This window comes from Streptomyces roseolus (assembly GCF_014649855.1).
GTDB classification, from domain to species: domain Bacteria; phylum Actinomycetota; class Actinomycetes; order Streptomycetales; family Streptomycetaceae; genus Streptomyces; species Streptomyces roseolus.
Genome location: NZ_BMTV01000063.1, coordinates 1 through 10624 on the forward strand (window position 1 = coordinate 1; position 10624 = coordinate 10624).

Sequence of the window (10624 nt, forward strand, 5' to 3'; positions counted from 1 at the left end):
GCGGTCGAGGTGGCGTTGTTCCGGCTGGTGGAGTCGTGGGGTGTGCGCCCGGACTTCGTGGCCGGGCATTCGATCGGCGAGCTCGCGGCCGCGCACGTGGCGGGGGTGCTGTCCCTGGAGGACGCCTGCCGGCTCGTGGCCGCGCGCGCGTCCCTGATGGACGCGCTGCCGTCCGGCGGCGCCATGGTCGCCGTCCAGGCCACCGAGGCCGAGGTCCTTCCGCTGCTCGAGGGCCGGGTCACGGTCGCGGCCGTCAACGGACCGACCTCGGTGGTGATCTCGGGCGACGAGGACGCGGTCCTCGCGGTGGCGGAGAAGCTGCGCGAGCAGGGCCGCAAGACGAAGCGTCTGACCGTCTCCCACGCGTTCCACTCCCCGCACATGGACGGCATGCTCGACGCCTTCCGCACCGAGGCCGCCCAGCTCACCTACGCCGAGCCGGTCATCCCCGTCGTCTCCACCCTCACCGGTCGTCTCGCGGAGGGTCAGGATCTGCGGACGCCGGAGTACTGGGCCGACCAGGTCCGCGGCGCGGTCCGGTTCGCCGACGCCGTCGGCGCCCTGGAGGCGGCCGGAGTCGGTGTGTTCCTCGAACTCGGGCCTGACGGGGTTCTGTCCGCGATGACCCGCGACTCGGTGACCGCCACCGACCGCGTCACCGCCGTCCCCGTCCTGCGCCGCGACCGCGACGAGGCGCAGACCTTCGCCTCCGCGCTCGCCGCCGCCTTCGTGCACGGCGCCCCCGTCGACTGGACCCGCGCCTTCGAGGGTGCCTCCCCGCGCCAGGTCGCCCTTCCCACGTACGCCTTCCAGCGGCAGCCGTACTGGGTCTCCGGCACCCCCCGCGCCGCGGCGGAGCTCCCCGCCGCGACCCCGGCCGGGACGGACGCGGCCCCGCGTGCCCACGGCGGCGCGTTCGCCCAGCGGCTCGCGGGCCTCGGCGAGGCCGAGCGCCGCACCACCGTCACCGACCTCGTCTTCGCGCACGTCGCCGCCGTCCTGGAGTACGCGAGCCCCACGGCCGTCGACGCCCGGCTGCCGTTCAAGGACCTCGGCTTCGACTCGCTGATGTCGGTCGAGCTGCGGGAGGCCCTCGCCACCGCGACCGGACTGCGGCTGCCCAGCGGCCTGCTCTTCGACCACCCCACCCCGGCCGCCCTGGTCGAGCACCTGCTCGCCGAGCTCACCGGTGTCCGTGACGCCGACGACGACCTGTTCACCCCGGCCGCCGGCGACGACGAGCCCATCGCGATCGTCGGCATGGCCTGCCGCTACCCGGGCGGCGTCGCCTCGCCCGAGGAGCTGTGGCGGATCGTCGCCGACGGCGTCGACGCCATCGGCGGCTTCCCCGAGGACCGCGGCTGGGCCGAGGACCTCTTCGACCCCGACCCGGACCGCAGCGGCCGCAGCGCCGTCGACCGGGGCGGCTTCCTGCACGGCGCGGGCTCCTTCGACGCCGGCTTCTTCGGCATCTCCCCCCGCGAGGCCCTCGCCATGGACCCGCAGCAGCGGCTCCTCCTGGAGACCGCGTGGGAGGCCGTCGAGCGCGCCGGGATCGACCCGGAGACCCTGAAGGGCAGCCGCACCGGCGTCTTCGTCGGCGCCACCACCCTCGACTACGGGCCGCGGATGCACGAGGGCGCCGAGGCCGTCGAGGGCCACCTCCTCACCGGCACCACGCCCAGCGTCATGTCCGGCCGCATCGCCTACCAGCTGGGCCTCGTCGGCCCCGCCGTCACCATCGACACCGCCTGCTCGTCGTCGCTCGTCGCCCTCCACATGGCCGTCCGCTCGGTACGGCAGGGCGAGTCCCGGATGGCCATCGCCGGCGGCGCCAGCATCATGTCGACGCCCGGTATGTTCGTCGAGTTCTCCCGCCAGCGGGGCCTCGCCGCCGACGGCCGCTCCAAGTCGTTCTCCGCCGCCGCCGACGGCACCTCCTGGGCCGAGGGCGTCGGCCTCCTCGTCGTCGAGCGGCTCTCGGACGCCCGCCGCCACGGCCACCGCGTCCTCGCCGTCATCCGCGGCACCGCGATCAACCAGGACGGCGCCAGCAACGGCCTCACCGCCCCCAACGGCCCCTCCCAGCAGCGCGTCATCCGGCAGGCGCTCGCCGACGCCGGACTCACCGGCGCCGACGTGGACGCCGTCGAGGCGCACGGCACCGGCACCCGCCTCGGCGACCCCATCGAGGCCGAGGCCCTGCTCGCCACCTACGGCCAGGACCGGCCCGGCGACCGCCCCTTCTACCTGGGCTCCCTGAAGTCCAACATCGGCCACTCCCAGGCCGCCGCGGGCGTCGGCGGCGTCATCAAGATGGTCGAGGCGATGCGCCACGGCGTCCTGCCCCGCACCCTCCACGTCGACGAGCCCAGCCCGCACGTCGACTGGGAGGCCGGCGCCGCGCGCCTCCTCACCGAGCAGACCCCGTGGCCCGAGGCGGGCCGGCCCCGCCGCGCCGCCGTCTCCTCCTTCGGCATCAGCGGCACCAACGCCCACGTCGTCCTGGAGCAGGGCGACGAGGCCCCGGCCCCCGCCGGCGACACCGCCCCGACCGCCCCCGCCCTGTGGGTGCTGTCCGCCCGCGACCAGGACGCCCTGCGCGAGCAGGCCGCCCGCCTGCACGCCCACCTCACCGAGCACCCCGACACCACGGCCGCCTCCGCCGGCGCCGCGCTCGCCGCCCGTACCGCCTTCGAACAGCGGGCGGCGGTGTACGGCTCCACCACCGAGGAACTCCTCGCCGGGCTCGACGCGCTCGCCCGGGGCACCGACGCCGCCCACGTCGTCACCGGCGACGCCGCCCGCGCCGGGCGCACCGCCTTCGTCTTCACCGGCCAGGGCGCCCAGCGCGCCGGCATGGGCCGCGAACTGTACGCCGCCCACCCGGTGTTCGCCCGCGCCCTCGACGAGGTCGTCGACAGCCTCGACCCGCACCTCGACCGGCCGCTGCGCGAGCTGCTGTTCGCCGAGCCCGGCACCCCCGAGGCCGAGCTGCTCGACCTCACCACGTACACCCAGCCCGCCCTCTTCGCCGTCGAGGTCGCCCTCTTCCGGCTCCTCGAACACCACGGCCTCGCCCCCGACCTGCTCGCCGGGCACTCCATCGGCGAACTCGCCGCCGCGCACGCCGCCGGCGTCTTCTCCCTCGCCGACGCGGCCCGTCTGGTGGCCGCCCGCGGCCGGCTCATGCAGGCCGCGCGGGAAGGCGGCGCGATGATCGCCGTCGAGGCCACGGCCGACGAGATCACCGAGAGCCTCACCGGTTACGAGGGCCGCGTCGCGCTCGCCGCCGTCAACGGCCCCACCGCGGTCGTCATCTCCGGCGACGCCGACGCCGCCGAGGAAATCGCCGGGACGTGGCGCGCCCGCGACCGCAGGACCCGCAGGCTCACCGTCAGCCACGCCTTCCACTCCCCGCACATGGACTCCGTCCTCGACGAGTTCCGCCGCACGGCCGAGGAGCTGGACTACCACGAGCCCGCCGTCCCCGTCGTCTCCACCGTCACCGGCACGCTCGCCGAACCCGGGCAGCTCACCTCGCCCGAGTACTGGGTCACCCAGATCCGCGAGGCCGTCCGCTTCTTCGACGCCGTCCGCACCCTGGAGGAGCAGGGCGCGACCGTCTTCGTCGAGGTCGGCCCCGACGCCGTGCTCACCGCCATGGCCACCGGCTCCTTCGCCACCGTGACGGCCCGCGCCTTCCCGCTGCTGCGCTCCGGACGGTCCGAGCCCGGCACCCTCCTCGCCGGCATCGGCGGCGCCCACACCGCCGGCGCGCCCCTGGACCGCGCCTCGTTCTTCCCCGGCGCCCGGCCCGCCGCCGACCTGCCCACGTACGCCTTCCAGCGCGCCCACTACTGGCTGGCCCCGCAGGCCTCCGGCGACGCCCGCAGCCTCGGCCTGGACCCGGCGGACCACCCGCTGCTCTCCACCACCGTCCGGCTCGCCGACCGCGAGGACGTCGTCCTCACCAGCCGCCTCTCCCTGAGCGCCCACCCCTGGCTGGCCGACCACACCATCGGCGGCACCGTCCTCGTCCCCGCCACCGCCTTCCTGGAGCTCGCCGTCGCGGCGGGCGACCAGACCGGCGCCGGCCGCGTCGAGGAGCTCACCCTGGAGGCCCCGCTCGTCCTGCCCCGCCAGGGCGCGGTGCGCGTGCAGGTCACCGTCGGAGCCCCCGACGCCACGGGCGGCCGCCCCTTCACCGTCCACTCGTCGCCCGAGACGCGGGTGAGCGACGACACGGCGCCCCCCACCGACGGCGAGGCCCCGTGGGCCCGCCACGTCACCGGCACCCTTGCCCCGGCGACCGGCACCGCCGCCCCGGAGGACCTCCGCCAGTGGCCGCCCGCCGGCGCCACGGCCGAACCCCTCGACGGCGTGTACGACCGCCTCCAGGAGCTCGGATACGGCTACGGGCCCGCCTTCCAGGGCTTCACCGCCCTCTGGCGCGCCGGCGACGACGTGTACGCCGAGATCCGGCTGCCCCAGGACCAGCACGAGCGGGCCGCCCGCTTCGGCGTGCACCCCGCGCTGCTCGACGCCGTCCTGCACCCGCTGGTCCTCGACGCCGCCAAGGGCGGCGCGCCGGACGAGATCAAGCTGCCCTTCGCCTGGTCGGACACCGTCCTCCACGCGTCCGGGGCCACCGCCCTGCGCGTCCGGATCTCGCCCGCGGGACCCGACACGGTCTCCCTGCTGCTCGCCGACACGACCGGCGCCCCGGTGGCGTCCGTCGCGGCCCTCACCCTGCGCCCGGTGCCCAGGGCGCGCCTGTCCCGGGCCGCCGACACCACCCCCGACGCGCTGTACCGGGTGGAGTGGCAGGAGGCCGGCGGACAGCCGGCCGAGGCCACGGCCGAGCCCGTCGTCCTCCGCGTCCCGCACGCCGCCGACGCCACCGACGACCGGCCGTCCGCCGCGCACGCCGCGGCCCGCACCGCGCTCGACCACCTCCAGCGGCACCTGGCCGACGAGGCGCACGCCGACGCGCCGCTCCTCGTCGTCACCCACGGCGCCGTCGCGGCCCTGCCCGGCGACGAGGTGACCGGACTCGCCGCCGCACCCGTCTGGGGCCTCGTCCGCTCCGCCCAGGCCGAACACCCGGGCCGCATCGTCCTCCTGGACGTGGACACCGAGGAAGCCGGCACCGACACCGAGGTGTTCGCACGGGCCCTGGCCGCCGGCGAGCCGCAGCTCGCGCTGCGCGACGGGCGCCTCCACGCGCCCCGCCTCGCCCGCGCCACCGCCGCGCCGGAAGCCACCGCCCCGCCCGAGGGCGACGCGCGGCGGCCCGCCTTCGCCCCCGACGGCACCGTCCTGGTCACCGGCGGCACCGGCGGCCTCGGCGCCCTGTTCGCCCGGCACCTCGTCACCGCCCACGGCGTGCGCCACCTGCTGCTGAGCAGCCGGCGCGGCCCCGCCACCCCCGGCGCCGACGAGCTGACCGCCGAACTCACCGCCCTCGGCGCCCACGTCACCGTGGCCGCCGCCGACGCCGCCGACCGCGACGACGTCGCCGCCCTGCTGGCCGGCGTCCCCGCCGAGCACCCGCTGACGGCCGTCGTCCACACCGCCGGCGTCCTCGACGACGCCACCGTCGCCGCGCTCACCCCCGAGCAGCTCGCCACCGTCCTCGCGCCGAAGGTCGACGCCGCCTGGCACCTGCACGACCTCACCAGCGACCTGGACCTGTCGGCCTTCGTCCTCTTCTCCTCGGTGTCCGGCATCACCGGCACCGCCGGTCAGGCCAACTACGCGGCGGCCAACACCTTCCTGGACGCCCTGGCCGCCCACCGCCACGCCCGGGGCCTGCCCGCCCTCTCCCTGGCCTGGGGCCTGTGGGACGCCCAGCAGGGCATGGGCGCCGGGCTCGGCGAGGCCGACCTGGCCCGCTGGACCCGCGCCGGCATCAACCCGCTCGACGCGGCCCGCGGCCTCGCCCTGTTCGACGCCGCCCTCGCCTCGGGTGCCGCCCTCGCCGTCCCCGCCGCCTTCGACCTGCCGCGGCTCCGCGCCGCCGGCGAACCGTCCGCCCTGCTGCGCCGCCTCCTCCCGGCCGCCGCCCGTGCCCGCCGGGCCGTGGCGTCCGGCCCGGGCGCGTCCGGCTCGGACTGGGCCGGGCAGCTCGCCACGCTCTCCGCGGAGGAGCGGGCCGCCGCCGTCCTCGACCTCGTGCGCGGTGTCGTCGCCACCGTGCTCGGCCACGCCGACGCCCGGTCCGTCGACCCCGAACGCGCCTTCAAGGACACCGGGTTCGACTCCCTCGCGGGCGTCGAGCTCCGCAACCGGCTGAACGCCGCCACCGGACTCCGGCTGCCCGCCACCCTGGTCTTCGACCACCCGAGCCCCGCCGCGGTCGCCACCCTCCTCCTCGGCAAGGCCGACGGCGCCGCCGGCACCGCCGCGCCCGCCGCCCCCGCGAAGAAGCCCGCCGCCGCGACCGCGGACGAGCCCATCGCCATCGTCGGCATGGCCTGCCGCTACCCGGGCGGGGTCTCCTCGCCCGAGGACCTGTGGCGGCTCGTGGCCGACGGCGTCGACGCCATCAGCGAGTTCCCCGTGAACCGCGGCTGGAACCTCGACGACCTGTACGACCCGGACCCGGAGCAGGCGGGCACCTCGTACGTCCGCCACGGCGGCTTCCTCCACGACGCCGACCTGTTCGACCGGGAGTTCTTCGGCATCTCGCCGCGCGAGGCCACCGCGACCGACCCGCAGCACCGCCTCCTCCTGGAGACCGCCTGGGAGACCTTCGAGAGCGCCGGCATCGACCCGACGACCCTCCGCGGCTCCCACACCGGCGTGTACACCGGCGCGATGTACGACGACTACGCGGCCCGGCTGCCCGCCAGCCCCGAGGAGTTCGAGGGCTTCCTCCTCGCCGGCAACCTCTCCAGCGTCGTCTCCGGCCGGCTCTCCTACACGTACGGCCTCGAAGGCCCGGCCGTGACCGTGGACACCGCCTGCTCGTCGTCCCTGGTCGCCCTGCACCTCGCCGCCAACGCGCTGCGCAGCGGCGAGGTCGACCTCGCCCTCGCCGGCGGCGTCACCGTCATGGCGGGACCCAGCGTGTTCGTGGAGTTCTCGCGCCAGCGCGGGCTCTCGCCCGACGGCCGCAGCAAGTCCTTCTCGGCGGACGCGGACGGCACCGGCTGGGCGGAGGGAGTCGGCCTGCTGCTCGTCGAGCGCCTGTCGGACGCCGTGCGCAACGGCCACCAGGTCCTCGCCGTGCTGAAGGGCTCGGCGGTGAACCAGGACGGTGCCAGCAACGGCCTCACCGCCCCCAACGGCCCCGCCCAGGAACGCGTCATCCGCCAGGCCCTCGCCACCGCGGGACTGGCGCCCGCCGACATCGACGCCGTCGAGGCGCACGGCACCGGCACCCGGCTCGGCGACCCCATCGAGGCGCAGGCGCTGCTCAACACCTACGGCCAGGACCGGCCCGAGGACCGTCCGCTCTACCTCGGCTCCCTGAAGTCGAACATCGGCCACTCCCAGGCCGCCGCGGGCGTCGGTGGCGTCATCAAGATGGTCGAGGCGATGCGCCACGGCGTCCTGCCCCGCACCCTCCACGCCGACGAGCGCAGCCCGCACGTCGACTGGGAGGCCGGCGCCATCGAACTCCTCACCGAGGAGACCCCGTGGCCCGAGGCGGGCCGGCCCCGCCGGGCCGCCGTCTCCTCCTTCGGCATCAGCGGCACCAACGCCCACGTCATCATCGAGCAGCCCCCGGCGAAGACCGCCGACGACGAGGCGGCGGAGCGGCCGGCCGCCCCGGCCGTCCCCGTCACCCCGTGGCTCCTCTCCGCCCGCGGCGAGGACGCGCTCCGCGCCCAGGCCGCCCGCCTCCACGCGTACGTCACCGAGAACCCCGGCACCGACCCCGCCGACATCGGCTGGTCCCTCGCCACCACCCGGGCCCTCCTCGACGACCGCGCCGCCGTCACCGGCACCGGACGCGACGAACTCCTCGCCGGACTCGACGCCCTGGCCCGCGGCCAGGCCTCGCCGGACGTCGTCCGGGCCGCCGCCCGCCGCGGGAAGACCGCCTTCCTGCTGACGGGCCAGGGCTCCCAGCGGCTCGGCATGGGCCGGGAGCTGTACGAGGCCTCGCCCGTGTACGCCGCCGCGTTCGACGCGGTCTGCGGACGCCTCGACCAGGAACTGCCGCGCCCCCTCAAGGAGGTGCTGTTCGCGCCGGCCGACTCCGCCGACGCCGCCCTCGTCGACCAGACCGCCTTCACCCAGGCCGCCCTGTTCGCCGTCGAGACCGCCCTCTTCCGGCTCCTCGAACACCACGGCATCACCCCGGACTACCTCCTCGGCCACTCGATCGGCGAGGTCACCGCCGCCCACCTGGCCGGCGTCCTCGACCTCGACCACGCCTGCGTCCTCGTCGCCGAACGCGGACGGCTCATGCAGGCCGCCCGCGAGGGCGGCGCCATGGCCGCGCTCCAGGCGACCGAGGACGAGGTCCGCGCCGAACTGGCCGGGCTCCCCACCGGCGCCGCCGTCACCGTCGCCGGACTCAACGGCCCGTCGTCCACGGTGATCTCCGGCGACGCCGACCACGTGGCGGCCCTCGCCGCCGCCTGGAAGGAGAAGGGCCGCAAGGCCAAGCTGCTGTCCGTCAGCCACGCCTTCCACTCCCCGCACATGGAGGAGGTCCTCGACGAGTTCCGGGAGATCGCCGGCGGCCTCGTCTACCACGCCCCCCGCATCCCCGTCGTCTCCAACCTCACCGGCGGGCTCGCCACCCCCGAGCAGCTCGCCTCCGCCGACTACTGGGCGAGCCACATCCGCGAGGCCGTCCGCTTCCTCGACGGCGTGCGCACCCTGGAGGCCGCCGGCGTCACCGAGTGGATCGAGCTCGGCCCCGACGGCGTCCTCACCGCCCTCGTCCAGGACTGCCTCACCGACGATCCCGGCGTCGTCGCCCCCGTCCTGCGGCGGGACCGCCCCGAGGGCCGCTCCTTCGCCGCGGTGCTCGGCCTGCTCGCCGCCTCCGGCGCACCCGTCGCCTGGGACGCGGTCTTCCCCGGCGCCCGCAGGACCGCCCTCCCGTCGTACGCCTTCCAGCACGCCCGGTACTGGCTCGACGGCCCCGCCGGCGGCACCGGCGACGCGAACGGCCTCGGCCTGTCCGGCACGGACCACCCGCTGCTCGGCGCCGCCGTCGCCCTCGCCGACCGCGACGAGTACGTCCTCACCGGCCGGGTCTCCCGCGGCGGCCACCCGTGGCTCGCCGACCACGCCGTCGCCGGAGTGACCCTCCTGCCCGGCACCGGCCTCCTCGAACTCGCCGCCCGCGCCGCCGAGGAGACCGGCGCGAGCCACGTCGAGGAACTCACCCTCGCCGCCCCGCTCGTCCTGCCCGAGACCGGCGCCCTGCACCTCCAGGTCGCCGTCGGCGCCGCCGACGACACCGGACGCCGCACCCTCGACATCCACTCCCGGCCCGAGGCGGACGCCGACGGCACCGGCTGGACCCGGCACGCCACCGGCACCCTCGCCGCCGACCGGACCCCCGCACCCGAGGCGCTCGCGGCCTGGCCGCCCGCCGGGGCCGAGGAGGTCGACCTGACCGGCGCGTACGACCGGCTCCAGGAGCAGGGCTACGGCTACGGTCCGGTGTTCCAGGGCCTGCGGCGGGTCTGGAAGGCCGAGGGCGAACTCTTCGCCGAGGTGGCTTTGGGGGAGGAGCAGCGCCCCGACGCCGCCCGCTTCGGACTGCACCCCGCCCTCCTCGACGCCGCCCTGCACACCCTGCTCCCGGGCGTCGCCGACAAGGACGGCCGGTCCTGGCTGCCCTTCGCCTGGAGCGGCGCCGCCCTCCACGCCGGCGGCGCCACCGCCCTGCGCGTCCGGCTGGCGCTGACCAGCCCCGACCCCGACACCCTGCAGGCCGCGCTCACCGTCACCGACGGCGCCGGCACGCCCGTCGCCACCGTCGAGACCCTGCACCTGCGCCCGCTGTCCGTCGACGCCCTGCGCGCCGCCGGAGCGGGTACGCGGGACGGGCTCCTCCGCGTCGCCTGGACGGCACTGCCGGCCCCCGCGGGCGAACCCTCCCTGCCCGAGGACCGCTTCGAGCTGCCGCCCGGCGCGACGGACGTGTCGGAGGTGCCGGCGGCGCCGGGCCTGGTCGTCCTGCCGCTGACCGCCGGCGGGGCCGTGACGGGCGAGGCGGCGCGCGGCGCCGTGGCCCGGGTCCTCGACGTGGTCCGATCCTGGCTGGCCGACGAACGGTTCGCCGACTCCCGGCTCGCGGTCGTGACGCGCGGCGCGGTCTCCGTCGGCGGCGGGGACGTGCCGGACCTGCTGCACGCCGGCGTGTGGGGTCTCGTGCGGTCCGCGCAGACCGAGAACCCCGGCCGCGTCGTCCTCGTCGACCTCGACCCCACCGAGGCGGCCGACGCCTCCGAGCACGTGCTCGCCGCCGCCCTGGCGACCGGCGAACCGCAGGTCGCGGCGCGCGCCGACGTACTGCTCGTGCCCCGGCTCGCGCGTGCCCAGGCGGACGCGGAGGGGGCCGGCGGGTCCGGTCCCCGCTGGGACGCGGGGACGGTGCTGATCACGGGTGCCACGGGTGCGCTGGGTGCGGTGCTCGCCCGGCACG

General features: G+C 76.9%; 1 protein-coding gene. It reads left to right on the plus strand.

The features are described from left to right. Positions 1-10624, plus strand: a 10624-nt coding sequence (locus IE245_RS36215) for a type I polyketide synthase (RefSeq protein WP_189955663.1), incomplete at both ends; no start/stop codon positions are given.